Genomic DNA, 26,246 nt, shown 5'->3' with positions numbered 1-26,246 from the left:
GGGGCGCCGATCAGCCATACTGGAATCCATGACAAGGCTGAACGTGGGCGACATTCTTGAGGGACGCTACCGCATCGATCAGCCGATCGCTCGCGGCGGCATGTCCACCGTGTATCGCTGCGTTGACATGCGTTTGGGTCGCGCAGTGGCGGCCAAGGTGATGGATGAGCGCTATCACGATGACCCCGTCTTCGTCACCCGCTTCGAACGCGAAGCACGCGCGATGGCGCAGCTGAGCCACCCCAATCTCGTCGCCGTACATGACTTTTCCGCGGATGGATTACCCATTTATCTCATCATGGAGCTCATCACCGGAGGTACCTTGCGCGAGCTCCTTGCGGAACGCGGACCCATGCCGCCGCATGCCGCAGCCGGCGTCATGCACTCCGTGCTGGCCGGGCTCACCGAAGTCCACCATGCCGGCCTCGTGCACCGAGATATCAAGCCGGACAATGTTCTGATCACGGATAGCCACCGCGTCAAGGTCGGTGATTTCGGTCTGGTTCGCTCCGCCAAGGCGGAGCACGATAGCTCCGGCCAGATCGTCGGTACCGTCAGCTACCTCTCCCCCGAGCAGGTCACTGGCGCGGATATCACGCCGGCCTCCGACGTGTACTCCGCGGGAATCGTGCTCTTTGAACTATTGACCGGCACAGTCCCCTTCCACGGCGATACCCCGCTGGCGCACGCCACCGCGCGCGTGCACGAGGATGTGGTGGCGCCCTCCTCCCGCATCGAGGGGGTACCCATGCTTTTCGACGCTCTCGTGGCCACCGCCACTGCACGCCAGCCAGCCGAAAGGTTTGCGGATGCCGGCGAATTCCTCGATGCCTTGGATGATGTCTCCCGCGAGCTACAGCTCCCGAAGTTCACTGTCCCCATTCCGCGGAACTCAGCTGCCGCACGTACTGCTGCCGTGCCAACGGATTTTTCGGGCACGGATAATACCCGGGTCTTTGAAGCGACCTCAGCTATCCCTGCGCCCCAGCCCCCAACTCGGGAAACCCAGGTAGAGCCGCGCAACGACGCCTTCCTCCCGCCAGCCGCGCCTGTCGAGCCCCCGGTACCCTCCCCTGCGATACCGGAGCCTTCTGCCCCCGTTCCCCCAGCCGGGGCCGAGGAAGAGCCGGAAGAACGGCCCTTGAGCAACCGCAGCGCGATAGCCCTCATTGGCTTCCTCGTCCTCGTCGGCCTCGCCACCTTGGCCGTCGCCGTGGCGGCTTGGTGGTTCGGCTCCGGAGAATACGGCACGTGGCCGATTCTCTGGAGGCCGTATTAGCCTGCGCAGCTTCTAGTTGCGCAGCATCTCAGCGATAAGGAAGGACAGCTCCAGCGATTGCTGGGTGTTTAGGCGCGGGTCCACGGCGGACTCGTAGCGGCCCGGCAGATCCACATCCGTGATGTCCTCAGCGCCGCCAAGGCACTCGGTGACGTCCTCACCGGTGAACTCCAGGTGCACGCCGCCCGGGTGGGTGCCCAGTTCACGGTGGACCTCGAAGAAGCCTTGGACCTCGTCGACGATCTTGTCGAAGTGGCGGGTCTTGTAACCATTCGATGCCGTGAAGGTATTTCCGTGCATAGGATCGGACTGCCACACAACCTTGTGGCCGGAGTCCTCCACTGCCTTGATGATCGGGGGCAGCACGGAGCGCACCTTATCGTGGCCCATACGGGCAATCATGGTGAGGCGGCCCGGCTCACGGTTCGGGTCAAGCTTCTCCGCGTATTCCACTGCCTGCTCCGGCGTCACGCCAGGGCCAAGCTTGATGCCCACGGGGTTGCCAATGATGGAAGCAAAGGCCACGTGGAAGTCCTCAAGACCACGGGTACGCTCACCAATCCACAGCTGGTGTGCAGACAAGTCATAAAGCTTGGTTTCGCCGTTGAGATCCGTGCCCAGTCGGAGCATGGAACGCTCGTAGTCCTTCAACAACGCCTCGTGGGAGCAGTAAATCTCCGCCGAGCGCAGGGTCTCGTCCGAAACCCCACAGGCGTTCATGAAGGCCAGGCCGTTCTCAATCTCATCCGCCAGCGCCTGGTAGCGCGCACCCGCCGGGGAGTTAGCCACGAATTCGCGGTTCCACTCGTGGAGGCGGTACAGGTCTGCGGTTCCGGAGTGGGTCAGCGCCCGGACCAGGTTCATTGCCGCCGAGGAGTTCGCGTAGGCGCGAATCATGCGGGCAGGATCGTGGCGGCGGGACTCTTCGTTAGCTTCCACGCCGTTAACGATGTCACCGCGGTAGTTGTACAAGCCGTTCGCGTCCAGATCAGAGGAGCGCGGCTTCGCGTACTGGCCGGCGATACGTCCCAGCTTTACTACCGGAGTGGACGCGCCGTAGGTCAACACCACGGCCATCTGTAGCAGCGTCTTGATGTTGCCGCGGATGTGCGGCTCAGTGTTGGATTCGAAGGTCTCGGCGCAATCGCCACCCTGGAGGAGGAAGGCTTTGCCCAAGGCGACGTCGGCAAGCTTGCGCTTGAGATCCTCAACTTCCGGGGCCACGACGATAGGCGGTACGGATTCAAGAATCTTGCGCACGTTATCAGCCTGCAGCTGATCCCAGCTCGGCTGCTGTTTTGCCTCGCGGGAAATGGCGTCTTGGAACTTCTCATTGATCCCCTCCGGCAGCGGCGGCAGATCAGGAAGCACTTCTTTGGGAATATCTACTGTCCAACTCACACCCAGTATTTAACCATCTTGGGCCTGTCACGCGTTAGTTAATGGACTTTTCGGCCGCGGTATTAATTCACGATTAATGCACGCGGTTGCCCCTAGTCAGCGGCAATTGCTGCTCGCAGACTCGAAACTTAGCCAGATTATGGCGGGCGTCGACCAACGCATCATGGTTGCCATTGGGTACTGGAGGCAGCTTAGGGCGGCCAGCAAACTCCCAATACTGCTTCAGTTCGCGGGTATAGCGCGGCATCCCCTTGGGCAGGCTAGCCATGTCTCCCCACAGTTGTGCGAGGACCACATGGTCATAGGCTCCTACCCAAGCCCACAGCTCAATGGGCGTGGAATGCCGGCCCAAGAATTTCAAGAGCTCTTCGCGGATGGTCTCACGTGATTTCCAAACTGGGTCTGCGGGGCTTGGCAATTTATCCAAGACGTTCTCCCGCACCCACGCATTAGCCTTCGCGGGGTCGAAATCTGTGGACACCGCGTAGTACTCGCTTCCGTCTTCCCCGACAATACCGATGGAGACCAGCTCGATGGTCGATCCGTCCTCAATGAATTCGGTGTCGTAGAAGTAGCGCACGTCCCGTATCCTAGTCTGCCGCCTAGAGCTGCCTTGCCACTGGGGGCCTATACTCAGCTGCGTGAAGAAAGCCCTTTCCTCTCCCTTTCTCCCCCTGATAATCGCTGGGCTGGCAGCCCTACCGTGGATTATCCAGCCTGCAGCGTTATTCAGCGGCGGCTCCGTGCTTCCCTATTACCACGTTGACCTCGATGTATATCGCGAAGGAGGGCGCGCGCTGCTGCGCGGAGAGAATCTCTACACGCAAAGCTATGTACTCGACAACGGCGTCTCACTGCCCTTTACGTACCCGCCTTTTGCCGCAGTGCTCTTTGCCACGGTGTCGTGGATACCGCTGTGGCTACTCTCACTTCTCCTCACTGCGGCATCGGTGGCAGCGCTCTGGGGCTGCCTCTACGCCGTCCTTTCTCGGAGTTGCACCACTCACAGGCCCGGCTGGTGGTCTTCGTGGGCGCTCTGTGTGTGTCTGCTGTGCGAGCCCGTTATCGATACTCTCAGCTTCGGCCAAGTCAATCTCCTGTTGACAGCGATGGTCGTTGTCGATTGCCTGCTGCTGAACTCGCGGAGCCCGTGGCGTGGGGCCCTTAGCGGCGTGGCTATGGCTATCAAACTGACCCCGGCGGTCTTCCTTGCGGTCTTTGTCATCCGCCGCGAGTGGCGTGCTTTCACTACGGCCCTAGGTTCCTTTACGGTCTGCGGCGTGGTGGGCCACTTCGCTTCACCGGCAAGCTCCACGGTGTATTGGAGCGATACCATCCGGGATTCCTCCCGTATCGGCACACTGACCTACTCCAGCAACCAATCCCTCCGGGGCCTGCTCAGCCGCGTCATCCCTGAGCAAGCAACAGCCCTCTGGATAGTCGGGTGCCTCCTCATCGTGGCGACGTTGTGGTGGGTCATGGAGCGCACATCCTCACAGATTGAGCTTCTGCTGCTAGCCTCGTCGGCAGCGCTGCTGTGTTCACCTGTCTCGTGGTCGCACCACTTCACGTGGCTGTGCTTGGCGGCGGTGTATCTGACTGCCCGCCGCCGCTGGTTCATTGCCAGCCTCACATGGCTAGTTCTTCTAGCCCGCGGTCACTGGCTTGTCCCCCACGGTGAGCGACTCGAACTGACGTGGTCGTGGTGGCAGCAGATTCCGGGCAATGACTACTTCTTGCTTGTCGTATTCCTCGTTTCGTTGAGCTGCTGGCTCAAGCTCACACCTTTGGAGGAAGGTTCCTTCTTCCGCCGACTGGCTCCGATCGGCGGTGGGGTCAGCGCCCAGCCCAAGACGGGTACCTTGCCTAGGGCCCATAGGGCCAAGGACGCAACAGCGCAATAGAGCACGCACATGCTGAGCCAGAACCAGGTGTTTTCCAGCGGCCATTGACCCGCCAGGGTGACCTCCCGCGGGTGGAGCGCCATGGGGTAGCCATAAAGAACGGTCAGGCGCTGAGTAGTTATCCCACGCGCGGCGGGTGAAAAATCCGATGGCATAGGCCACGGTCATCCCGGAATATGCCCAGAAGCTACGATGATCCCACGTTCCCTTAAACGGTGCCTCGATGGCGGAGGTGAATGCAGCAATGGCATCCTGGAAATAGGCGGCGCGTGAAAAGCTCTGCGAAGCTGAAGCGAAACACCTTTTGTGCGAAGAAGCCGCTCACCAAAAAGAACAAAGGCAAACGCAAGGGGTCCAGCCACACGTTGAAGGCAGCCAGCCACGTGTCCTTGGATTCTGGAACCGTGAGCGTGATGTGCAACAGCACGACGCCCAAGATGGAGATCCCCTTTGCTACATCGGGTCAGACTAATCGCTGTTTGGGGGAGGAAGTCACTGATTACCGCGCCTCCGAACCGGGCTCGGCCCCTTCCGGGTAGCCGTGTCCGGCTTGCAAGGAAGCCTTGACATCGGAAGCGTACACGTCGACATAAGGTTCGCCCGTCAATTCCGAGAGTTGCTTCATCACGTAATCCGTAAAGGCACGAGCGGTGGCGTGATCTTGCGGGTCGAGGTTACGCTCAGCGGCCCATGCTCGGGGGTCGATGGGCTCTCCCACGCGCATGCCGACGCGAACTGGGCGCGGAATCCACGAACCGATCGGGTTGGCCTTCCGGGTATTGATCATGGCGATCGGAATGACCTTTTCACCCGTGGTCAGCGCGATGCGCGCCATGCCGGTGCGCCCCTTGTAGATACGCCCATCAGGTGAGCGAGTTCCCTCCGGGTAGATGCCAAAAAGATCTCCGCGGCCAATAATGCGTTCCGCGCTCGCCAGCATCGCGTCACTAGCGTCCTTGTTGACGCGGTCAATCGGCACCTGCCCGACCGAGCTAAAGAACCACTTTTGCATGCGGCCGACGAAGCCGGGGGTAGTGAAATACTCGCTCTTTGCCAAGAAGGTAATCTGCCGCGGGCACAGAAGCGGGAAGTAGAAGGAATCCATCACCGCTTGGTGGGAGGAGGCCAAGATAGCCGGTCCGGACTCCGGGATGCGATCCATTCCTTCGGACCATGGGCGGTTCCACACTCGAAGGGCCGGGCCGAAAAAGATGTGCTTGAAGGCCCAGTACCACTTGTTTCGCATCGCTTATAGTCCTATCTGTATGTGCCGAACAGGCAGTGCTGCCCGGTGAAAGAAAAATGTGCGGTGTTAACCTCGGTGCTCCTGGCGGGCGAGATCAGCGACTCCGATCATACCTGCCGCCGAACCCAACTTCGCGGTTGCGACTCGGGCCAGGGGCCTGTGACCGGCCCCGACAATCTGGCTAGCCATGGACTCCCGCGCTTGATCTAGGTAAAGATCCGCGTCCTGGGACACCCCGCCGCCGATTACAATCAGCTCTGGATCGAGCACATCTGCCACCATGGACAACCCCTGCCCGAGCCACTGGCCGAAGTTCTCCATGACGGCCAATCCCAGTGGATCACCTTGTCGAGCCGCAGCGGTGATCTCCTCGCCGGAGGGGTTTAGCGGAAGGGCGGTATCATAGTCGCCGCGCAATTCCTCGCAGGTATCCGGCAATGCGGTGCCGGAGGCGTAACGCTCGAGGCAACCACGCTTGCCGCAGGAGCACAGGCGCCCACCCGGTGACACGACAAGGTGCCCAAACTCTGGTGCGGTACCGAAAGCTCCTCGGTAGATTGTGCCGTTAGTAAAAAGCGTGGCACCAATGCCGGTTCCCACGGCAAAAAAGACCCAGTCCTTCGCACCCCGTCCAGCACCGAAGCGCCATTCCCCCCAAGCAGCCGAGTTGGCATCGTGTTCTAGGCGAACCGGGATGTCCATACGGTTGCTGAGGATCTCGCGTACTGGGGCATCACGCCACGGCAAATGCGGTGCGAAACGAACGACTTCACACTCGGGATCCAAAAAGCCTGCGAGAGCAAGCCCCACGGCCTCGATGTCATGGGATGCGGCCAGATTGTCTACGCAGCGCACGATGTCATCTTCGAGTGTTTGCGCATCCGTGGCGGTGGGCACACTCAGCGAATCCACAATCTCTCCGGAGGGATCAATCACCGCAGCACGCAGGTTGGTTCCACCGATATCGAACCCGATGGTGAGGCCAGCGTGGCCGCCTTCAGCGGAGGGAAAGTGTTCAAGCATGACTAGTAGGATATACCGCGTCCTGCCCACGATCACATTCAAGAACCTCACGCAATCGTGCGCCCATAATCTCCCACGTCCAATGCTCTTCCACGTGGCGCCGTCCAGCTTCCCCCATACGGTGGGCTCCGGGGACGTCGCCAAGCAGCGTGCACAACGCTAGCTCAAGCTCCGGCACCGAGGAACCGCGCACAACTATGCCCGTCTCCGGCGTTACTGTCTCCGGCGCACCGCCGGAATCCCCTGCAACGACTGGTAGGCCCGCCGCCTGCGCCTCTAGGTAGACAATTCCCAGGCCTTCGACGTCGAGGCCGCCACCCCGGGTGCGCGCCGGCATGGCAAACACGTCGGCGGCGTGTAGCGCCATCCTCAATTCCGCCGTATCCCGTGCTTCCTGCACCAAGGCGTCCGGGCAGTACAGGCGCGCAAGCTCACGCACAGTCGACTCATAACGACCGCGCCCGATGATGAGCAACTGGGCATCTGGAATTCGCGCGCGCACTTCCGGCATTGCGCGCAGCAGCTGGTCTTGGCCTTTCCGCGGGACCAGGCGGGAGATACAGACGATGACCGGGCCTGGGCCTAGCCCGAAGTGCTCCCGTGCTGCTTGTTTCTCTTCCGTAGTAGCCGGGGTGAAATCCTCTAGGTTGACCGCCGAGGGCAGGTGCACCCACTGGGCACGCGTGCCGAACGCGGGCTCGAGCCTGTTGCGCGTGTACTCAGAGATATACGTGATGACATCGGCATTCTGACCGATTCTGCGCAAGGCTTGCCGCGCCAAGGGAAGCATGGACCACCCCACCTCATGCCCGTGCGTCGTTGCCACAATGCGGCTTGCCCCAGCCGCACGCGCGGACGGCGCCATAAGCGCCAGCGGAGCTGCAGCACCAAACCAGACTGTCCCAATGTTGTTTTCACGAATGAGCTGCTGCATACGACGAGCTGTGGCGGGCGTCGGCAACATAATGCTGCGTGGCCAGCGGACCACGGTATAGGGCAGCGTCGCGTCATACTCCGCGGCAGCGTCACTATCTTGAGTCGAGGCGAAGACCACGACATCCTGCGGGTTGAGGTTGGCTAGAAAATCTCGAAGATAGGACTGAATCCCGCCAATAGTAGGCGGGAAGTCATTGGTAACGAGGAGGGTGCGCGCCATAACCTAGTAACGAACGGCGCCTTGGACGGGCATGGAATTAAGCGGCACCACGGCCACGGGCACACCATAGGTGGAGGCGTGAACCACTTGGCCATCCCCGATATACATTCCCACGTGGGTCACGCCGGGATAGTAGCCCACGATGTCCCCTGGCTGCAGCTGATCCATCGGCACTGGTGTGCCACCGGCAAGCTGCGCCTGGGAGGTACGTGGAATGCTCTTGCCCATCTGTTGGTAGCTCCACACCATGAGACCCGAACAGTCAAAGGCATCGGGACCGGTAGCACCCCACCCATAGGGAGCGCCGATGCGGGTAAGAGCGGCCTCGACGGCGGCGGAGCCAGAGCCATCAGCCAACGCGGCTAGGTCAAGACCGGAAGACCCGCCGAAGTGCTGGATCCACGCCTCCCGCGCTTCGGGGCTGAGGCCATCAACGGTGGCTTCTAGTTCCTTCTGTTGTTCCTCCAGCTCGGCCTTTTCCTTGAGAACAGTATCCCGCTGTTCCTGCAATTCATCACGCTTGCGGCGGGCTTCCGCGGCAGCATCGACAGCTTCCTGGTGCGCATCATCTGCGGCGGCAGAGGCAGCTACCATCGCAACTTCTTCACGTTTCGCAGCCTTGGACAACGCGCCCAGGTAGCCCATGCGCTCGACCGCGCTGGCGACGTCATTGGCGTTAAGAGCAGCCGAAACTGAGGTCGATGCAGCATTCCTGCGATAACGCTTTTGCGCGAGCGCATCGATGCGTTCCTGTTGCGCAGCTACCGCCGCGGAGGCGTCCTCGGAACTGCGGTGCGCTTCCTCGGCCTTGCGGTCCAACTCTTCAATGGCCTTCTCCGACTCGGCGAGCTCATCCTCAAGCCCCTTGACCTCTTCACCCTTGGCAGACACGCGCTGGGCGACGTCCGCCATACGCTCAATGAGGCCAGGGAGATCTTCAGGCTCCTGCGCTTGCGGGGTGCTTTCTTGCTGCTCCGGAGAAACCTCCTGGGACATAGCCGATGGTGAAAGGACGGCTACTGGAACGGTGCTCAAGGCAAGTGCAGCGACCGCACACGCAAGGCCACGACGCGACATGGGTACCCCCGAAACTTAGAGAAGGTTAATAGCTGACTGGATCATACCCTCAGTCGAGCAAAAACATAACGGCTACAAGAATAGCCGAGCCCCTTCCCTACCCTCACCATCAACATGGCAAGAGCAGCGGAAGGGGTTGAAAAGACTACCCAGCGCGCTTAGAAGCGAACTGCGGAGTGAATCGGCATGTAGTGCAGGGAGCGCTCGCCCACCGGGGTGCCGGAGTTCAGAGCGTCAATGATGGTGCCATTGCCAGCGTAGATGCCGACGTGGGATGCACCGGAGTAGTACACGATGATGTCGCCCGGCTGCAGCGCATCGAGGGACACCGGGGTACCGGCGGAAGCCTGCGCCTGGGAGGTGCGCGGGATGGACACGCCAGCCTGCTGGTAGGCCCAGGATGTCAGACCAGAGCAATCGAAGGCGCTCGGACCATTAGCACCGTAGACGTACGGGGAACCGATTGCGGAACGAGCGGCTGCGAGCACCTTCTCACCAACAGACTGGGACGGTGCCGGGGCCGGGGCTGCGGCGGCCGGGGTCTCAACAGCAGCGGCGTAGCCGCCACCCTGGTTAGCCTTGAAAGCCGGGATGTAGCGGTCAACGTTCGGCAGCTGCTGAATGTTCGGGACACTCTCCAGGCCGGCAACGTCGAAGCGGATGTCGGTGTTCGGAACGACAACCTCGGCGGCGTTGGCGGCTGCCGGGGTGACAACCGCTGCGGTTGCTGCGATAGCAGCGGTGGATGCAATGCGACGGGTGTTCAGGTTGCCCTGACGACGGTGCTTAGCCACGAATTTAAACTCCAAATCTTCCTGCGCGCCTACTTTTCTCCGCCAAGAGGACAACCTTGCGTTTATCTTCTCTGCAACGCGGATGAAAGCTCTGACCCAAGGGACGGGCCTAGTGTTCGACGATGACCCATTCCTGTAGAGCCATCTCCACTCGGCCCCCGAATTTTTAGGAGGGGCCAGACGCGGCGCTTAAATCTTCAGTTCGTATTGAGCACCGGTGATGTGTACACCGTGTCGGTAACTCAATGTCTCGAATAGGTTACGAAACCATCACAAGCAATGTCGAGTCAGAAACGCAAAACCGACTCCGTTACCGTCCTGTTATCAAATGGCAACCTAAACGACATAGTTCACAATTCTTCCACTCCAATGCACAATAACTATCGCCGGAAGCTTGCCCTGAGCAGCGACATCAGGGCCTCAGGAACACGCGCCGCCCCCTAGACCATTGCCACACTACGCCAACAGAAAAGCTCCACAAAACTGGCTGTGTAACCTTCGTCACACCGCCGTAATGCGCTTTAACAAAAGCCCCATTTGACCCACCACCAACTCTCATCCGAGCTTCAAACGACACTAATCGCAGAAGGAAATCCGCCCTCCCAGGCCCGCACGCGTTCCGCCTCCCATCACTAGCGAACAACGCTGATGCAACAGTAGCCATATAAAGAGAGAAGCACGGGAAGCGGACTGACTAGTCACGCACGACGCTCAACGCAGCGATTCCGGCCAGGGGAGAACTAGCGCACTGTTTGAAATCAACTACTAAGGACGCGTGAAGCCTAAGGGAATCATGAACGCTGGGGCTTGCCGCTTGACTCAGTAGTTGCGCGGCCTTTTCCCTTGAAGTACTTCCGGCCGACGCCCAGCGCCCTATCTCGAGCGACGGTATCGCCGAAAGAACAGATTAGGGAATGCAAAAGGGCTCAACGGCCCTCTAGCCCTGCTAACACCCGCCAGCGGCCCGCATAAGCGGCAAGAACGAGAAAGCGTCCCGTCCATCGCATGGACGAGACTTACTGCTCTATATAGGTCACGCTCTACCCGCGCTGCACACGCACAGATAGAAGGCCCCCTACCCCACCTGCTTCGTGGAGATCACAGCGTGAGGGAAGTCAGGCAAGCGGAAGACCGCAAATGCCCGTCGCGGAAGGTCAGCCAAAGGCTCACGGGACTTCACCTAACTCAACTCATGCAATAAAACGCTGAGAGCCCGCACCTCTCCCTATTATTCGGAAGGCGGTGCGGGCTCTGTGAGCGTGTTTCAGTGAGTGAAGGCGCTAGATGCGGCCATTCTCCTCGTCATCGCGACGGTTAGCCTCGTTGAGCTGACGGAACATCTCCGTCTCCTCAGCGTGGTTCTCGTGGCGAATCTCGTTGACGCGGGACACGATAGCCGGGTCATCGGTGGAGAAGATACCCTGCGTTTCGGAGTCAGCCAGACCAAGCTGGTTAAGCTGCTTCGGAACCTGGGCGCCAGCGTACTCGAGCGGAATCGGGTGGCCGTGGTCATCGACCGGGCCGAGCGGCTGGTGAACCTCGATGAAGGCACCGTTCGGCAGCTGCTTAATAACGCCGGTCTCAATACCGTGCTCCAGCACCTCGCGGTCGGAGCGCTGCAGACCAACGCAGATGCGGTAGGTCATGAAGTATGCAATCGGCGGCAGGACAATCAGACCGATACGGCCAACCCAGGTCATCGCATTCAGCGAGATTTGGAAGAAGTGTGCCACGTGGTCGTTACCACCAGACAGCGTTACCAGCAGGAAGAAGACGATGGCAGCCGCACCGATAGCGGAGCGAACCGGAACGTCACGCGGGCGCTGCAGAAGGTTGTGGTGAGCGTCGTCGCCCGTCAGCTTCTTCTCAATGAAGGGGTAGGCGAAGAGCAGGACAACCATCAGGCCACAGAGCAGTGCGACCCAGAATGCAGACGGAATGGTGTAGTTGCCGATGTAGAGCTCCCATGCCGGCATGACACGAGCAACACCGTCAGTCCACAGCATGTAGATATCCGGCTGGGAACCAGCGGAGACCTGGGACGGGTTGTACGGGCCAAGGTTCCAGATGGCGTTAATTGTCATCAGACCGGAGATAAGAGCCAGCACGCCGGCAACCATCATGCCCATGCCGATGGCCTTCGTGGCAAAGACCGGCATAATGCGGACACCGACAACGTTGTTCTCAGCGCGACCCGGTCCAGGGAACTGGGTGTGCTTCTGGAACCAGACCATGATGAGGTGCGCTGCGATGAGACCCAGGATGATGCCCGGGATAACCAGCACGTGCAGGATGTAGAAGCGGTCCAGCATCAGGTCGGACGGGAAGTCGCCACCGAAGATGGCCCAGTGCAGCCAGGTACCGATGATCGGCAGACCCAGGATGATGGCGGACATGATTCGCAGACCAACACCGGAGAGCAGGTCATCCGGGAGGGAGTAACCGAGGAAGCCCTCGACCATGCCCAGCAGGATCAGAGCGCAACCGATAATCCAGTTGGCCTCACGCGGGCGGCGGAACGCACCGGTGAAGAAAATACGCAGCATGTGGGCAATCATGGACATCATGAACATGAGTGCTGCCCAGTGGTGCATCTGGCGAACGAACAGGCCGCCGCGCACCTCAAAGGAAATATCCAGAGCCGTTGCATAAGCACGGGACATCTCGACGCCGTTCAGCGGAGTGTAGCCGCCGTCGTAGATGACCTTCGTGATGGAAGGATCGAAGAACAGCGCCAAGTAGATGCCGGTCAGCACCAAGATGATGAAGCTGTACAGTGCCATCTCACCGAGCATGAAGGACCAGTGAGTGGGAAAGACTTTGTTGAGCTGGGTACGCAGGACGCCGGCGGCGGAGTACCGCTCGTCCATGTTGTTACCCATCTGTGCAAGTTTGTTACTCATTATGACTTACGCTCCCAGAATGCAGGTCCGACGGGCTCGATGAAGTTGCCCTTAGCAATGAGGTAGCCCTCTTCGTCCACGTCAATCGGCAGCTGCGGCAGCGCACGGGCGGCCGGGCCGAAGACCGGCTTGCCGTAGTGCAGAGCATCGAACTGCGACTGGTGGCACGGGCAAAGAATGCGGTTGGTCTGAGCCTCGTACAACGAGGTCGGGCAACCAATGTGGGTACAAATCTTGGAGTAGGCGTAGTAATCGCCGTAGTGGAAGTCTTCCTGTCCCTTGCGCTCGATAGCCTTCTTGGCGTCATCGTTGCGCAGGCGGATGAGCATCACGGCGTTACGGTTGCCATGGATGGAGTGCATGTGGTTGGTGTAGACGTCCTTGTCCTCGGAGTACTCCGCACCATCATTGACATCCTCAGCAGCCAGCGGGAAGACAGTCTCCATACCACCGGCAGCGAGATCCTCCGGGCGAACACGCACCAGGCGGGTGACGCCGCGCGTGGTGTAGTGAGAGCCGGACTCACCCTCGTGCATCTCTGCGATGGTACCGGTGTCGCGAGCGAGATAGAGCTTGACGCCCTTCTCGTGCATGGTCCAGCCGGAAGTCCACAGGGTGCCATCACCGGCGTAGTCCAAGTCGTGGCGCTTCTTCCACGGGTTGTTAATAGCGCCGCCGAGCGGAGCGATAACGGTCAGGCCGAAGAGAACGCCGGCACCACCGAGCAGACCCTTGATGGTCTTACGACGCCCCAGAGTCGAGGTGGTCCAGGAATCATTCAGCAGCGCGGTCAGTGTGCGACGGTCAACCTCATCAGAGGGGCCATCGTGACGACGCTGAACGGAAATCTCCTCGGGGAGAATCTTCTTGACGTACTGAACAATGGCAAAGCCCAGGCCCAGGATGCACAGACCAGAGGTCAGGCCAAGCAGCGGGGTGTACAGGGTGTGCCACCACAGGCCATCCTCACCCAACATCTTGTACTCCCACGGCCAGAAGAGGTACACGCCGAGGAAAGCGATACCCATCAGGACGGAGATGATCAGCCAGAAGGTGACATTGCCAGCAGCGCGCTTCTCAGCGGGATCGCCCTCGACTGGGAAGCGCTCCTTGCGGAATGCGACGGTGACATCATCCAGCTCGGTACCGAGCGCTGCGAGCTCGTCGTTGCTCATAGCATCGAGCTCTTTACGAGAGTAATTCTTCTTTACGTTGCTCATGAGCGAGATCCAATCCACATAGCGGCAACGCACAGAAGGCTGATGCCGATGATCCACATTGCCAGGCCCTCAGCCACCGGACCGAGGCCGCCGAGCGACCAACCAGCCGGAGACGGGGTTTCCTTCGCAGACTTGAGGTAGGCGATGATGTCCTTCTTCTCATCTGCGGTCAGCTGACGGTCAGAGAACTTAGGCATGTTCTGCGGACCGGTCAGCATTGCCTGGTAGATCTCCTGCTCGTTGGCCGGGTCGAGCGGCGGCGCGAACTTACCGGAGGAAAGAGCGCCTCCCCTACCGGTGAAGTTGTGGCAGGACGCGCAGTTCATACGGAAGAGCTCGGAGCCCTTTGCTACGTCCTCGGCCTGGATCTGGCCGTTGTAGTTAGCGCCACGCAGGGACTCCTGCGCAACGGAGCCATCCTCGTCGTAGACGATGTCGGCACCGCCACCGTTGGCAGCGACGTAGGCGGCAAGCGCCAGGGTCTGCTGCTCGGTGTAGCGCGGAGTCTTGCGCTCAGCCTGAGCGTCGTTGGACATCATCGGCATACGGCCGGAGTGAACCTGGAAGTACACGGAGCCGGCGCCAATACCAACGAGGGAAGGACCACGGTCCTGGATACCCTGCAGGTTCGCACCGTGGCAGGTGATACAAGCGACTTCGTAGATGTCCTTGCCCTCTTGAACGAGTGCCTGGTCATCCTTTGCGGCGGTGGCCACCTGTGCGTCAGGGGTCAGGGCGGAAGCCAAGACACCTGCGCCAGTGAGCCCGATGCTCAATGCAAAGACGCCAGCAAGCGTGCGCTTCGCCTTGCGGCGACGGCGGGTCTTCTTAGCCGCGGCAGCGGTGTCTTCCACTGCGGCGGGCTGCTGGATGTTATCCATCATTTTCCTTTAGATAACTCGTACATGGAGATGAATGACTGTAGGCCGGCTATTCTCCGGCGACTACGGCCTACTGAACTAGGTAGATGACTACGAACACGCCAATCCACACAACGTCAACGAAGTGCCAGTAGTAAGACACTGCCATTGCCGCGGTGGCCTGTGCAGGCGTGAACTTGGAGCGAGCAATGCGCGCCAAGATAATTCCGAAGGCGATCAGACCCGCAGTCACGTGTGCCGCGTGGAAACCGGTCAGGATGTAGAAGACCGATCCGAAGACACTGGACTGAACAGTGAGACCTGCCATGATCAACTCTGTCCACTCGAACGCCATGATGCCCAAGAAGACAACACCCAACGCGATGGTTACCGAGTACCAGAGTCGGAGCTTGTAAACGTCACCCCTTTCTGCTGCAAACACGCCGAACTGAGAGGTCACGGAGGAAAGAACCAGGACACTCGTAATGAGGAAGCCCATGGGCACGTTGATGTGCGCCGTGTGCTCTACCCAGTCACCCTCCTGGCCGTTCGCACGCGAGGTGAACCACATCGCGAACAGTCCAGCAAAGAACATCAATTCCTGAGACAGGAACACGATGGTGCCGACGCTGACCATGTTGGGTCGGTTCAGCGCGGCAACACGTGGTGCTGCCATACCTTGGTTAGAAACTACGCTCGTCACGCCTAACAGTATGGCTGGTCTGACCGCATAAGTCATCTCATTTCCCCCCGATTTTTTTGAGGCCACGACCTAGACCTTCACAGTTTTCACCCCGGACAGGAACTATAAATCTTCCAGGAAGTAGTCGGGAACTTTTTAGCGCGCTTTACGACGCCCCATCCCTGCAGGTAGTGCGACTTGGCAACGCATGTTGTGAAGCCAGCAACAGGACAAGAAGAGGTACGGTTCGCCCGCAATCCGGCACGGGGCGGACCTTCCCTAATGAGATAAATCACACCCACCCCCATAGGCGAAAGTGCAGGACTGCAACTTTCGGTTGACCCCCGTAAAAATGGCCGTTAACGTGCTGGAATTCTAAGCCCAGACCTCCAGGTACACGCTTTCGGCGGCAGCCTGCTTCCCCCAGCGACCCACCCATAGCGATATTTTTTCGACTTGTTGGGAACTTTCCGCAACGCAGTACGACGCAGTCTTATCAACGACAAAACCTCCGCCACGAGGTGTGGCGGAGGCTTGAGAAGTCGTGACGCTAGAAAGCGCGGCAGAAAAGGTTAAGCCTTAGTGCTTTTCCTTCGGAAGGCCATACTGCAGAGACAGGCCGGTCACGGAGGTGACCAGCAGGACTGCGCCCAAAATGATCATCCAGAAGTAGAGGAAGATAATGCCTAGACCAAGAACTGCGATTGAACCGGTCATGCACAGCGGCCAGATGGAGCTGGGAGAGAAGAAGCCGAGAATACCAGCTGCGTCTTCAGTCTCCGCTTCTTCCCAATCTTCCGGCGCGATGTCGGAACGGTTATCGGTGAAGTGCAGGTAGCCACCCAGCATGAGGCAGAGCAGCATAGCGAGGACCATGCCCACGATGCCGACCCACTCGGTGCCGTACATGTAGCCATCATCCTTGACGTAGTTAACGCCAATGATGTAGACGATGAGCGACACGAAGAGGTAGGTCGCGATGGAATAAAAGACCTTAGATGTTGCACGCATTTTCTATCAGTTCCTTTTCTTATGCCGCCTCAGCGGTGTCGACAAAGTTGTCGGCATCGCGGGTGTCGCGCAGAGAGTTGAACGGAGCGGTGGTAACTGCGTAGGGCTCTTCACCGATGTGCTCGAGAGCCTCGGCGTTGGTTGCCTGCGGGTTCTCCTCACGGAACTTGAGGTACTCGTTGAAGTCTGCGCGGTCAACGACGCGAATCTCAAAGTTCATCATGGCGTGGTAGGTACCGCACATCTCAGCACAGCGACCAACGAAGGCGCCCTTTTCCTCAATCTTCTCTACCTGGAAGCGACGCTCCTGAGAGTTGTTCTCCGGGTGTGCGTAAGCATCGCGCTTAAACAGGAACTCCGGAACCCAGAAGGAGTGGGAAACATCGCCGGAGGCGAGGCGGAACTCAATCGGGGTGTCTACCGGCAGAACCAGCACCGGAACCTCTTCGGTGGTACCAACGGTCTCAATCTTGTTGAAGTTGAGGTAAGAGATATCGCCCATGGACTTACCGTGGATCGGGTTCGGGTTCTCAGTACCCTCCGGATCCATGGAAGATTCCTCAGCGAGCTTCTGGCGCTCAGCATCGGCACCATCGTAGTTCTCGCCATCAACCTTGTTCTCGGCGTAACCGAACTTCCAGTTCCACTGGAAAGCCGTGACATCGACGGTAACCTCAGGGTTCTTATCCAATGCCGTCACCTTCTGCTGCGCCTGAACCGTGAAGAAGAACAGGCCCATAATGATGAGAATCGGAATGATGGTCAGAGCCATCTCCAGCGGCACGTTGTACTGCAGCTGCTTGGGGAACTCGCCCTTACCAGCCTTCTCAGCCTTCTTCGCATTCCAGCGGAAGATAGCGGTGAGGAACAGACCCCACATAATGAAACCGATGATCCATGCAGCAACCCAGACCCAGATCCAGAAGTTGTACATCGAGGTCGCCTCAGGGGTCACGCCCTTCGGCCAACCCATACCAAGGAGGTTCTCAACGGCCGTCGGTGCTGCGACGTCACAACCTGCCAGAGCTAGACCGCCCAGAGCGATGACGCCCGCTAGGCCCGCCTTACGGCCGAGGTTGCGTTGCTTACGCTGTCCCACGTGTGTTCTGCCTTTCTGTGCACACAAACTTCTCGAATACTCACAGAGCATTCCTACCCAATCAGGATAGAGGATCCTGCCTGAATTTCAGACCTTTTCACTGGACTGATTAGACGCTGGCTCCGCTCTATAAATAGTGAACGTACGGGATGTTACCGGCCCACCTGCACAAGGTCACACCGACTACCCCACCCTCCCCCTACCCGCTATGACCCAATTCACAGAGCACATAGCTGTACATCATCCGAAAGTTCGCACCCTAACGGGGAGCGCGGCGCGGGGTTCGCAGATCCTCCGGTTCCGGCCGTAAAGTGTGTCAAAGATGAAGCTTGATATATAAGGAGAAGCAAGTATATGTGCGGACTCTGCGCGCTACTGAGCGCCGATCGCAATGCCGCCCAGCACCTGGAGGCCCTCGAGCAATCCCTCCAGTGCATGCGCCACCGCGGCCCCGACGCTGCTGGCACCTGGCATGACGAGGATGCAGCCTTCGGCTTTAACCGTCTATCCATTATCGATCTAGAACACTCAAACCAGCCGCTTCGCTGGGGCCCTGAAGACAACCCCGAGCGCTATGCCCTCACCTTCAACGGCGAGATTTATAACTACGTGGAGCTGCGCGAAGAGCTTAGTGCCGCCGGCTATACCTTCAATACTGAGGGCGATGGCGAACCCATCGTCGTCGGCTACCACCATTGGGGCAAGGACGTTGTCGAGCACCTGCGCGGCATGTTCGGTTTCGTCATCTGGGATACCGAAACTCGGACCATGTTCGCCGCGCGCGACCAGTTTGGCATCAAGCCCCTCTACTACGCCACCACCGACGCCGGCACCGTTTTCGCCTCTGAAATGAAGTGCATCCTGTCGATGGCCGATTCGCTGGGTCTAGACCTCAGCCTTGATAAGCGCGCCATCGAGCACTATGTGGACTTGCAATACGTGCCTGAGCCGGAGTCCCTCCACGCCACTATTCGCCGCGTCGAGTCTGGCTGCACCGTAACGCTTCGCCCTGGCGAAAAAGTTGTACCGGATCGCTACTTCAAGCCCCGCTTCCCCATTCAACCTGTGAAGCAGGGCGAGGAGCAGAAGCTCTTCGATAGGATTGCGCGGGCATTGGAGGATAGCGTCGAGAAGCACATGCGTGCCGATGTGACCGTCGGTTCCTTCCTCTCCGGCGGCATTGACTCCACCGCCATCGCAGCCTTGGCCAAGCGCCACAACCCGGACCTCCTCACCTTCACCACCGGATTCGAGCGCGAAGGCTACTCCGAGGTCGACGTCGCGGCCGAGTCTGCCGCCGCCATTGGTGTAGAGCACATCGTTAAGATTGTCTCCCCCGAGGAATACGCCGAGGCTGTTCCGAAGATCATGTGGTACCTGGACAACCCCGTGGCAGATCCCTCTCTTGTCCCCTTGTACTTCGTGGCCCAGGAGGCCCGTAAGCACGTCAAGGTAGTGCTGTCTGGTGAAGGTGCCGACGAGCTTTTTGGTGGCTACACCATCTATAAGGAGCCGCTCTCGCTAGCTCCGTTCGAGAAGATCCCCTCCCCGTTGCGCCGCGGCTTAGGCAAGCTCTCACAGGTCCTCCCCGAGGGAATGAAGGGCAAGTCCCTGCTCAACCGCGGTTCCATGACCATGGAGGAGCGTTACTACGGCAACGCCCGTTCCTTCAACTTCGAGCAGCTCCAGCGGGTGCTCCCGTGGGCCGAGCCGGAGTGGGACCACCGCGAGGTTACCGCTCCGATTTATGCGCAGTCCCAGGACTTTGACCCGGTAGCCCGCATGCAGCACCTCGACCTGTTTACGTGGATGCGGGGCGATATTTTGGTCAAGGCCGACAAGATGAACATGGCCAACTCCCTGGAGCTGCGCGTTCCTTTCCTGGACAAGGAAGTATTCAAGGTCGCGGAAACTATCCCCTACGATCTCAAGATTTCGCACGGCACCACCAAGTACGCGCTGCGCAAAGCCATGGAGCAGATTGTCCCGCCGCACGTACTGCACCGCAAGAAGCTGGGCTTCCCGGTTCCTATGCGTCACTGGTTGGCCGGCGATGAGCTTTATGGATGGGCCCAGGATCAGATCACGGAGTCCCAGACCGAGGACATCTTCAACAAGAAGGAAGTTCTGGAGATGCTCAAGGAGCACCGTGACGGAATCACCGATCATTCCCGCCGCCTGTGGACGGTGCTGTCCTTCATGATTTGGCATGGCATCTTCGTGGAAGAGCGCATCGACCCGAAGATTGAGCAGCGCGATTACCCCGTGAAGCTCTAATAAAATAGAGAATAAAAATGAAGCCCTCGCCATATGGCGAGGGCTTCGACATATCGTCTATGTGACTTTAATTGAAGGAGTCACCGCAAGCGCAGGAACCGCCAGCGTTGGGATTATCGATGGTAAAGCCTTGGGCCTCAATGGTGTCGGAGAAGTCGATCTTGGCGCCAGTGAGGTACGGGATGGACATCTTGTCTACGACAAGGTTGACACCGCCAATGGAGTCCACCTTGTCACCATCCAAGGTGCGGTCATCGAAGTAGAGCTGGTAGCGCAAGCCCGCGCAGCCGCCCGGCTGGACAGCAATGCGCAGTGACAGATCATCGCGGCCTTCCTGATCAAGCAGGGACTTTGCCTTGGCCGCAGCGGCCTCGGTCAGGATAACTCCGGTTGCAGACGCGGGAGCGGTCATGATTTCTCCTCTTATGTTTACGGAATTTTTTCTGGAGCCCACCCTACCCCCTCATACAAGAGGAAGAAAGGATGCCTCACAGTTCACTAGTGGTTCACTGGTGCTCTGTTCCCTCACCACAACGCTATCTCCCGCGGGCCTATTCCCGTTATGTCCGCGCGACCTTGTACGCTAAACAGCGTGAAACTTCCGTGGCAAAAAGATGACAAGACTTCTTCCCCCGCCGAGCACACCCCGGCGCCGGAAGAGCAACCCGCCGCCGAGAAACCGCACCGCAAGGGCTACACGCCGCCGAAGGGCCGCCCCACGCCCAAGCGTGATGCGCAGGAAATCGCCCGCGGCGTCAAGCGTGATCCCCGGGGAATGTCGGACGCGCAGCGCTACCAGCACCGCAAGGAACTCAAGGCTTCCATGTCTAAGGCAGAGTGGAAGGAATATAAGCGCAAGGAGCGCCAAGAGTCCCGCGAGCGCAACAAGGTGGCACAGGAGCGCATGGCCGCTGGTGACGAGCGCTACCTCCTCGCCCGCGATAAGGGCGAGGTCCGCCGCTACGTGCGCGATTGGGTAGATTCCCACCGCTTCATTAACGAGTGGGTCATGCCCTTTGCCATCGTGCTGCTGGTGCTCATGTTCGTCAGCACCCGGGACCCGCGCCTGTCCCAGATCATCTCGATTGGCGCCATGGCGGTCATCGTAGTCTTCGCTGTCGAGGGATTCTGGCTCGCGCGTAAGTGCAACAACGCAGTGCGCCTGAAGTTCCCCGGCACCACCGAGGCCGGTTTTGGTCTAGGGTTCTACGCGTACTCCCGCGCCTCCCAACCGCGCAAGTGGCGCACGCCGCGTCCGCAGGTGGAGCGCGGAGCTACCGTCTAAGCCGGAGGACACATGCCTGAATTCACCGCGGTTCCCCAGCTGCGCCCTTCAACCGCAGCTCAACCAAACCGCATGGCAGAGATTGCTGCATGGCTGGCGGCAGCGCAGGATTCTCCGCAGGCCACACCTCTTGAGCGGCCCCGGGCCATCGTCTTTGAAGACGCCCGGCCCACTGCCGAACGCACTGTCGACGGCGTGGGTATCACGCAGCATTCCCCCACTGATGAGGAACGGTGGCGCGATAATCTCCTCAGCGCTGCGCAGCGGGCAGGGGCGGGCATCGACTTCGTCGAGTGCACCAGCGGCGACTCCGAAAACTCTGAACCGTACGACAGCACTACCGCCATGTCCCCTGCGGAGTGCGAGTCCTTCCTCAGCCTAGGCATGACCACGGCAGATCGGGAGATCGATTCCGGCGCCGACCTGCTCATCACGTCCGCTTGTGGAATCGACACGGAGACCGTTGCCACCAGTGTTATGGGCCGGATCACCCACACCGAACCGGTAGCGATTGTGGGGACGAATACTCTGGCCAGCGGCATCACGGATGCGATGTGGAAGGCCCGCGTGAGCGTTGTGCGCGACTCCATGTTCCGTGCCCGCAACCTAGAGGGCTGGGAGGTCGTGCAGACCATCGGTTCCCCGGCTCTCGCGGCGTTGGTGGGCTTCATCGCGCAGGCCACGGCGCGGCGAACGCCGATGCTTATCGACGGCCCCCTGGCAGCCACCGCCGCCGTCCTAGCCGAGCGCACTGCGCCCGGTGTGAAGGGCTGGCTTCGCGCGGGAACCACCACCCCCGAACCGGCGCACGCCCTCGCTCTCAAGGAGCTGGGGCTTAACCCACTGCTTGATTTAAACCTGAGTGAAGGTTTCCCCCTCGGCGCGCTCGCGGCCTTGCCGCTGGTGCAGCTGGCCGCCGAGCTCGCCTAGGCAGCCCACTTATTTCGCTTCAACCAGCGTGTGCAGCCAGCCGTGGGTATCCTCCACGGACCCGCGCTGGATGCCGGTGAGGCGCTCGCGCAGAGCCATCGTCGTGGCACCGGCCTCATCGTTGTTGATGTGGAAGTCGGTATCGGTGCCCATAACGTGGCCCACCGGGGTAATAACGGCTGCGGTTCCGCAGGCAAAGGCCTCCACCATGGCGCCGGAGGCAACATCCTGCTCCCACTCCTTGTAGGTGATGCGGCGTTCTTCCACCTTCAGCCCCATGTCTTCGGCCACCTGCAGCAGAGACTTACGGGTAATACCCGGCAGCAGCGAGCCCGACAGCTCTGGGGTGACCAGGGTCTGGTTTCCCTCTTCGCCGTAGACGAAGGCGAGGTTCATGCCACCCATTTCCTCGATATAGGTGCGCTCGATAGCGTCCAGCCACACCACCTGGTCGCAGCCCTTCTCCGCTGCCTGCGCCTGCGCGAGCAGCGAAGCCGCGTAGTTGCCGGCGAATTTCGCTGCACCGGTGCCGCCGGGAGCGGCGCGTACATAGTCGGTGGACAGCCAGACGGACACCGGCTTGATACCACCGGAGAAATACGCGCCCGCCGGGGAGGCGATGACGACATAGCGGTAAGAATGCGCCGGGTGCACGCCCAGGGAGACATCAGTAGCGATCATGAAGGGGCGGAAGTACAGGGCTGCCTCGCCGCCAGCCTCGGGGACCCAGGCCTGGTCGACGTCGACAAGCTGGCGCAGGGATTCAATGAACTCCTCCTCTGGCAGCTGCGGCATTGCCATGCGCTCAGCAGAGGCTTGCAGACGCTGCGCGTTCTGCTCTGGGCGGAAGGTGGCGATGCTGCCGTCAGGCTGGCCGTAAGCCTTGATGCCCTCGAAGATGGCCTGGCCATAGTGGAAGACGGTGGAGGCCGGGTCCATGCTAAACGGCGCGTAAGGGCGTATCTGCGCGTCATGCCAACCCTTGTCCTCAGTCCAGTCAATCGTCACCATGTGGTCGGTGAAGTACTTACCAAAGCCCGGGTTCGCCAGAATCTCCTGCAGGCGCTCCGGAGAGGTGGGGTTTTCAGTTCGCGTCACGGTGTAATTCAACATGCCTCACAGCGTACTCCCCAGACACCTATAGAAGTGCAGAAATGCCCAAGCGAAATACCGAGTGACATAGTCAGTCTTCGTGCACATTGCCCCTCCGCGTTCCATATCATGCACAGGTAGGGTGTGAGGAGTATCCCATTGTCATTTTCTCAAGGAGGACATCGTGGCTTCTTCCACGTTCGAACTGCCCGCACGCGGCTCATTCCCCACCGTTGAGTTGGCCAAGAAGGCCCCCAAGCAGGCAGACGCCTTGCTCATCGCCACCTTTGCCGGTGAGGAGGGGCTCGAGGTGCCGGGTACCTCTCTGCTCGGTTCCTCCGCGCTGCGCTCAACGTATGAGGCTCTCGCCGCCGTGGGCGCGACGGGTAAGGCCGGGGAGCTCGTGAAGGTTCCTGCCCCACAGAAGGCAGGTGCCGCCCAGGTCATCGCGCTGGGTTTGGGTGACGTTGAGGCGCTCGACGATGAAGCTCTGCGCCGCGCCGCCGGCAACGCCGCTCGCGCCACTGCGGGCGTCGGCACCATCGTGACCACCTTGGCGGACTTCGGCGTTACGGCCGCCGTTGAGGGACTCATCCTCGGCGGCTACGCCTACCGCGGAATCCGCTCCACCGAACTCAAGGACAAGGAACAGCCCGCCACCTTCGTGGTCGTGGCCGATAAGTCTGTCTCCGAGGAATTCGAGGCCGCCCGCACCGTGGCCGAGTCCGTCTTGCTCGCCCGCGACCTAGTGAATGCCCCCGCCAACGAGCTTTACCCGGAGTCCTACGCCGACTTCCTTTCCGGCCAGGCCAAGGAGGCCGGTCTTGACGTCGAGGTTCTCGATGAAAAGCAGCTGGAGAAGCAGGGCTTCGGCGGAATCTTGGCCGTGGGCAAGGGCTCGGCCCGCCCACCGCGCTTAGTGCGCCTGAGCTGGAAGCCCAAGAAGGCCAAGAAGCACGTGGCCCTCGTGGGTAAGGGCATCACCTTCGATACCGGCGGTATTTCCTTGAAGCCGGGCAATGGCATGTGGGACATGATTTCGGATATGGGCGGCTCCGCTGCCATGGCGGCCACCATCATTGCTGCGGCCAAGCTGAAGCTGCCGGTACAGATCACCGCTACCCTGCCGTTGGCGGAGAACATGCCGGGCTCTGGCGCTACCCGCCCGGGCGATGTCATTACCCACTACGGCGGGCTGACCTCCGAGGTGCTCAACACCGACGCCGAGGGCCGCCTCGTGCTGTCGGATGCCATCGCCCGCGCCAGCGAGGACAAGCCGGATTACCTCATCGAAACCGCTACGCTTACCGGCGCACAGATTGTGGCACTGGGTTCGCGTACTTCCGGCATCATGGGCTCCGATGTCTTCCGCGATCGCCTCGCCGAAATCGGCCGCGAGGTGGGCGAGAACGCCTGGGCAATGCCGCTGCTGGAAGAGCACGACGAGGAGATCAAGTCCCAGGCCGCGGACATCCGCAACATCAACGCTAAGCGCGAGGGAGGCATGGAGTTCGCTGGTACCTACCTCAAGCAGTTCGTGGGCGAGGGCATCGAGTGGGCCCACATCGATATCGCCGGCCCCTCCTGGAATGGTTCCGCCCCGCGCGGCTACACCCCGAAGCGCGCCACCGGTGTGCCGGTGCGCACCGTGGTGGCAGCGCTGCGCGAGATTTCCGAAGCCTAAATCAGAGCGGCTTCATTACGGCCCCTCGTGTGAGCGGCTTAAGGCCGCTCACACCTCTTCGCCGGCGATAACGTAGTCCTCCTTGTCAGCCAGCGGAAGGACGGTGCCATCTGACATGGCGCGGTCGGTGACGAGCCCGTCATCGTCGACAAGCGCGACCTCGTTGTCTTCCTCACGCAGGCGGCGCAGGCCTTCCTTGAGCATGCGCCGGCCCACCTTGTGCAGCCCAGAGACCTGGGAGAAGTCCAAGGCCAAGCGCTTGCCGGAGAACTGGCGCTCCTCCAGCTCGTGGAGGATGGCTTCCGTGGCCGTGAAGTTGATATGACCCTGCAGTCGAATGATCGCCGTCTCATCATCTTCATCAACGCTGCGTACTGGGTGCACACCGAAGCGGTTCTCTGTGGACATCAGGTGCAGGCCCATGTCCGAGGAGAGCTCGCGGAAGATTGCGGTGCCGCGCACGCTATTTCCCTGCTCATCGAGGCGCGGAGAGAACGTCGCCACACCGATCTGGCCCGGCAGCGTGCCGATGAGACCGCCGGATACACCCGACTTAGCGGGGATTCCCACTTCAGTCATCCAGCGCCCAGCGCCGTCATACATGCCGCAGGAGCTCATCACCGCCAAGGTCATGCGGCATACGTCGGCGTCCAGAATTTTCTCCCCTGTCACGGGCTGGCGCCCACCGTTGGCCAAGGTCGCGGTCATCACGGCGAGATCCCGCACGTCGACAGACAGCGCGCACTGCGAGGTATAGGACAGCACGGCATCGTGGGCATCGTCCTGAATAATGCCGTAGGAGCGCAGCATGTGTGCGAGGGAGAGGTTGCGCTCGGCATGCTCCAGTTCGGAGTCACACAGGCGCTTGTCGACGTCCACCTCGCGCCCCGCCAATTGGGATATGAAGGCGCGAATCTTTTCCACGCGGTCCTCCACGCTGGAGTCCACGCCGTTGATGAGCTGGTTGACCACAATGGCACCAGCGTTGATCATCGGATTCACTGGGCGGTGGTCTTTGGCCAGCGAAAGCTCGTTGAAAGCCTGCCCGGAGGGCTCGAGGCCGACGACGTCACGCACCGCGTCAAGCCCCAGTTCACTCAGCGCGAGAGCATACACAAATGGTTTTGAGATGGACTGGATGGTGAAGCGGCTTTCCGCGTCACCGGCGCTATAAAGGTGGCCCGTTACTGAGCACAGCGCAACCCCCAACTGATTTGGGTTCGCACTGGCCAGTTCCGGGATGTAGTCCGCTACTTCACCGGAATCGTGATCGTGAACGCCATCAAGGATCTTCTGTAGATAAAAAGGAATCGGTGTTTTCAT

General features: G+C 60.2%; 22 protein-coding genes and 1 pseudogene. 6 read left to right on the top strand and 17 right to left on the bottom strand.

The annotated features are described in order from the left end of the window. Positions 1 to 28: 28 nt before the first annotated feature. Positions 29 to 1,279: a protein kinase domain-containing protein gene (locus tag HMPREF2996_RS01435; RefSeq protein ID WP_070711466.1), complete on the top strand. Its 1,251-nt coding sequence runs from the start codon at positions 29 to 31 to the stop codon at positions 1,277 to 1,279. A gap of 12 nt (positions 1,280 to 1,291) precedes the next feature. On the opposite strand, the gene HMPREF2996_RS01430 is transcribed toward HMPREF2996_RS01435, so the two are convergent. Next, positions 1,292 to 2,680: a class II 3-deoxy-7-phosphoheptulonate synthase gene (locus tag HMPREF2996_RS01430; protein ID WP_070445234.1), complete on the bottom strand. Its 1,389-nt coding sequence runs from the start codon at positions 2,678 to 2,680 to the stop codon at positions 1,292 to 1,294. Positions 2,681 to 2,753: 73 nt separating this feature from the next. After that, positions 2,754 to 3,260, bottom strand: a complete 507-nt coding sequence (locus HMPREF2996_RS01425; RefSeq protein ID WP_070445233.1) for a polyadenylate-specific 3'-exoribonuclease AS — start codon at positions 3,258 to 3,260, stop codon at positions 2,754 to 2,756. A gap of 61 nt (positions 3,261 to 3,321) precedes the next feature. Here HMPREF2996_RS01425 and HMPREF2996_RS12935 point away from each other — a divergent pair, with 61 nt between their 5' ends. After that, on the top strand, positions 3,322 to 4,584 hold the full coding sequence (locus tag HMPREF2996_RS12935; RefSeq protein WP_141757467.1) for a glycosyltransferase family 87 protein: 1,263 nt from the start codon (positions 3,322 to 3,324) through the stop codon (positions 4,582 to 4,584). 256 nt (positions 4,585 to 4,840) lie between these two features. On the opposite strand, the pseudogene HMPREF2996_RS12930 reads toward HMPREF2996_RS12935, so the two are convergent. From HMPREF2996_RS12930 to HMPREF2996_RS01355, 12 genes and pseudogenes are all read right to left on the bottom strand, one after another. Next, positions 4,841 to 5,029 (bottom strand): annotated as a pseudogene (locus HMPREF2996_RS12930) (hypothetical protein); the annotation flags it as partial. A 54-nt stretch (positions 5,030 to 5,083) separates the two neighbouring features. Next, positions 5,084 to 5,830, bottom strand: coding sequence for a lysophospholipid acyltransferase family protein (locus tag HMPREF2996_RS01405; protein ID WP_070711469.1), 747 nt, complete (start codon positions 5,828 to 5,830; stop codon positions 5,084 to 5,086). Between the two features lie 66 nt (positions 5,831 to 5,896). After that, positions 5,897 to 6,853 carry an ROK family protein gene (locus HMPREF2996_RS01400; protein ID WP_070643669.1) on the bottom strand — a complete coding sequence of 319 codons (957 nt, stop codon included), beginning with the start codon at positions 6,851 to 6,853 and terminating at the stop codon, positions 5,897 to 5,899. Continuing rightward, positions 6,846 to 8,009 (bottom strand): glycosyltransferase family 4 protein, encoded by a 1,164-nt coding sequence (locus HMPREF2996_RS01395; RefSeq protein WP_070729771.1) that lies wholly within the window; start codon positions 8,007 to 8,009, stop codon positions 6,846 to 6,848. Before HMPREF2996_RS01395 ends, HMPREF2996_RS01400 begins: the two co-directional genes overlap by 8 nt. A 3-nt stretch (positions 8,010 to 8,012) precedes the next feature. Further along, the gene (locus tag HMPREF2996_RS01390; RefSeq protein WP_070445216.1) at positions 8,013 to 9,086 is read right to left on the bottom strand and encodes a C40 family peptidase; all 1,074 of its coding nucleotides are present in this window, start codon (positions 9,084 to 9,086) and stop codon (positions 8,013 to 8,015) included. Between the two features lie 158 nt (positions 9,087 to 9,244). Continuing rightward, the gene (locus HMPREF2996_RS01385) at positions 9,245 to 9,880 is read right to left on the bottom strand and encodes a C40 family peptidase (RefSeq protein ID WP_070445698.1); all 636 of its coding nucleotides are present in this window, start codon (positions 9,878 to 9,880) and stop codon (positions 9,245 to 9,247) included. Between the two features lie 1,280 nt (positions 9,881 to 11,160). Then, entirely contained in the window at positions 11,161 to 12,783 is a 1,623-nt protein-coding gene (locus HMPREF2996_RS01380) for a cytochrome bc1 complex cytochrome b subunit (RefSeq protein WP_070445213.1), read from the bottom strand. After that, a complete protein-coding gene (locus tag HMPREF2996_RS01375; protein ID WP_070729769.1) occupies positions 12,783 to 14,003 on the bottom strand; it encodes a cytochrome bc1 complex Rieske iron-sulfur subunit in 1,221 nt (406 codons plus the stop codon). The genes HMPREF2996_RS01380 and HMPREF2996_RS01375 overlap by 1 nt, the downstream gene beginning before the upstream one ends. Further along, positions 14,000 to 14,887 carry a cytochrome bc1 complex diheme cytochrome c subunit gene (locus HMPREF2996_RS01370; protein ID WP_070643661.1) on the bottom strand — a complete coding sequence of 296 codons (888 nt, stop codon included), beginning with the start codon at positions 14,885 to 14,887 and terminating at the stop codon, positions 14,000 to 14,002. The genes HMPREF2996_RS01375 and HMPREF2996_RS01370 overlap by 4 nt, the downstream gene beginning before the upstream one ends. A 67-nt stretch (positions 14,888 to 14,954) precedes the next feature. After that, positions 14,955 to 15,539, bottom strand: a complete 585-nt coding sequence (locus HMPREF2996_RS01365) for an aa3-type cytochrome oxidase subunit III (RefSeq protein ID WP_210398886.1) — start codon at positions 15,537 to 15,539, stop codon at positions 14,955 to 14,957. Positions 15,540 to 16,124: 585 nt separating this feature from the next. Continuing rightward, on the bottom strand, positions 16,125 to 16,556 hold the full coding sequence (locus tag HMPREF2996_RS01360) for an aa3-type cytochrome oxidase subunit IV (RefSeq protein ID WP_070445207.1): 432 nt from the start codon (positions 16,554 to 16,556) through the stop codon (positions 16,125 to 16,127). Between the two features lie 19 nt (positions 16,557 to 16,575). Further along, a complete protein-coding gene (locus HMPREF2996_RS01355; protein WP_070445204.1) occupies positions 16,576 to 17,655 on the bottom strand; it encodes an aa3-type cytochrome oxidase subunit II in 1,080 nt (359 codons plus the stop codon). Between the two features lie 354 nt (positions 17,656 to 18,009). On the opposite strand from HMPREF2996_RS01355, the gene asnB reads away from it, so the two are divergent. After that, positions 18,010 to 19,932, top strand: coding sequence for an asparagine synthase (glutamine-hydrolyzing) (asnB, locus tag HMPREF2996_RS01350; RefSeq protein WP_070729767.1), 1,923 nt, complete (start codon positions 18,010 to 18,012; stop codon positions 19,930 to 19,932). A 67-nt stretch (positions 19,933 to 19,999) separates the two neighbouring features. On the opposite strand, the gene HMPREF2996_RS01345 is transcribed toward asnB, so the two are convergent. Next, positions 20,000 to 20,344: a HesB/IscA family protein gene (locus HMPREF2996_RS01345; protein ID WP_010190580.1), complete on the bottom strand. Its 345-nt coding sequence runs from the start codon at positions 20,342 to 20,344 to the stop codon at positions 20,000 to 20,002. A gap of 180 nt (positions 20,345 to 20,524) precedes the next feature. On the opposite strand from HMPREF2996_RS01345, the gene HMPREF2996_RS01340 reads away from it, so the two are divergent. Together HMPREF2996_RS01340 and HMPREF2996_RS01335 are read left to right on the top strand one after the other, a co-directional pair. Next, positions 20,525 to 21,217, top strand: a complete 693-nt coding sequence (locus HMPREF2996_RS01340) for a DUF3043 domain-containing protein (RefSeq protein WP_070643655.1) — start codon at positions 20,525 to 20,527, stop codon at positions 21,215 to 21,217. Between the two features lie 12 nt (positions 21,218 to 21,229). Further along, on the top strand, positions 21,230 to 22,147 hold the full coding sequence (locus tag HMPREF2996_RS01335) for a nicotinate-nucleotide--dimethylbenzimidazole phosphoribosyltransferase (RefSeq protein ID WP_070445194.1): 918 nt from the start codon (positions 21,230 to 21,232) through the stop codon (positions 22,145 to 22,147). A gap of 9 nt (positions 22,148 to 22,156) precedes the next feature. On the opposite strand, the gene HMPREF2996_RS01330 is transcribed toward HMPREF2996_RS01335, so the two are convergent. Then, on the bottom strand, positions 22,157 to 23,260 hold the full coding sequence (locus HMPREF2996_RS01330; protein WP_070729766.1) for a branched-chain amino acid aminotransferase: 1,104 nt from the start codon (positions 23,258 to 23,260) through the stop codon (positions 22,157 to 22,159). 163 nt (positions 23,261 to 23,423) lie between these two features. Between HMPREF2996_RS01330 and HMPREF2996_RS01325 the strand changes: the two genes are divergently transcribed. After that, a complete protein-coding gene (locus tag HMPREF2996_RS01325; protein ID WP_070729764.1) occupies positions 23,424 to 24,923 on the top strand; it encodes a leucyl aminopeptidase in 1,500 nt (499 codons plus the stop codon). Between the two features lie 48 nt (positions 24,924 to 24,971). On the opposite strand, the gene HMPREF2996_RS01320 is transcribed toward HMPREF2996_RS01325, so the two are convergent. Further along, positions 24,972 to 26,246 carry a glutaminase gene (locus HMPREF2996_RS01320; protein ID WP_070729763.1) on the bottom strand — a complete coding sequence of 425 codons (1,275 nt, stop codon included), beginning with the start codon at positions 26,244 to 26,246 and terminating at the stop codon, positions 24,972 to 24,974.

It is taken from the genome of Corynebacterium sp. HMSC066C02 (assembly GCF_001814945.1).
GTDB lineage: Bacteria > Actinomycetota > Actinomycetes > Mycobacteriales > Mycobacteriaceae > Corynebacterium > Corynebacterium aurimucosum.
This window is presented reverse-complemented; position numbering and strand designations above follow the sequence as displayed.